Annotated in this window: 1 protein-coding gene; it reads left to right on the forward strand. The window is 64.8% G+C overall.

Features of this window, described 5'->3' with window-relative positions; translation table 11 throughout:
• Nucleotides 1-576 precede the first annotated feature (576 nt).
• Nucleotides 577-1,313, forward strand: a 737-nt coding sequence (locus VNN55_03030; GenBank protein HWO56521.1) for a hypothetical protein, incomplete at its 3' end; no start/stop codon positions are given.

Raw genomic sequence — 1,313 nt, forward strand, 5'->3', positions numbered from 1 at the left:
CGGGATGCACCCGCCGCGTCGCAGTTTATCGTGCCTTTGCAGGCTGGTGAGCCCCCGCAGACGGTCACGCCGTGGCGCGAGGACTGGCTTTAGTCGGCGGCCAGACCCGGACAAGTTATGCCGCAGTCAAACGTGGCGGCGCCGCGGCAGGTCGGGGCGAACAAGCGGGTGGGACAACGCCGCAAGGTCAGACGCGAGTCGGCGTCGGCCATAGCGACGACGGCCGTGGGCTTGATCGCGGGCGATTGCCCATGCTCCTCACATTTCGCGATGGTTGGATTGTCGTCGGGACGCGAAGTCGTGCCTGAATTCACGACCTGTACAGCAAGAGCACACCATGCGCGGAGACGGTGTGAAGCGACACAGGGTGGCCAAGTCCCCTTTCGCCGATCCCGCCATGTACGCTTAGACACATAAACATCTACTAATTCTCCGAGGCATCGCTGGCGGCCGCGGTGGACGGCAACATGGCGCCGCGGATTTCGCTTTTGTCCGCCGCGGAGGCGGCATATTCTGTAACCGGCGTTCGGGTCCCAGCGTGACACGCTGGCCGCCCGGCGCGCTCAGGCCCACTTCATGGCATTCTTTTTCCTGGCGGCGCTCGCCGCTTTGACGCGCGCATTAGGCGACTTCCGCGATCCGATCTACGCGCTGGTGTCGGCGGTCTTAATCGGATTCTGCTGGCGGGCATTCCCGCCGGTGCCGTCCTGGACACGCTGGATCAACTGGCTTCTCCGCTGGGGAAGCTGGGTCGTTTTTGCCGGCGTGGTGGCGGCGGTGCATCCGACGCTGCGCATCGCGCTGCTCACGCTGGCCATCGGCGCGTTCGATCGTTTCGGAGAGCCGGCGCAGCGCGGGCGATTCCGGCCGCTGGTCTACACGGGAATACTGTATGGCCTGTGGTGGACGGTCTTCTTCCAGCTGCCTGTCCCCTACCGCTGGCTGACCGATCTGTCGCTGGGGTATTCTGCAATCATAACGCAAGTGATGACGATCCCGCTGGCGCTCGGCCCTTCGGCGAGCGCGATGGACCTGTTGCTTTTGGGCCTATGCGGAATCGTCGCGATGACGTTGACCGCGCCGGTGCGTCGTTGGGCGAATGCCGTCCTGCTGGTGATCGTGCTGGAGGCGGGACGGATCATCTACATCTGGGCGGCGCCGTCGCTTTTGGGATTCATCAACAAGGCGATTCCTGTTTCGACCACGCCGCATCTGGATCTGCCGGCGGTGTATCTGCTTTTCGTTGCAGTGATCGTGTGGCTGGCGCGCGCGGGCGCAAGCCCGGCGCCGGGTGGCGTGGCGCGTCGGGGCGG

Source organism: bacterium, assembly GCA_035559435.1.
Classification (GTDB): domain Bacteria; phylum Zixibacteria; class MSB-5A5; order WJJR01; family WJJR01; genus JACQFV01.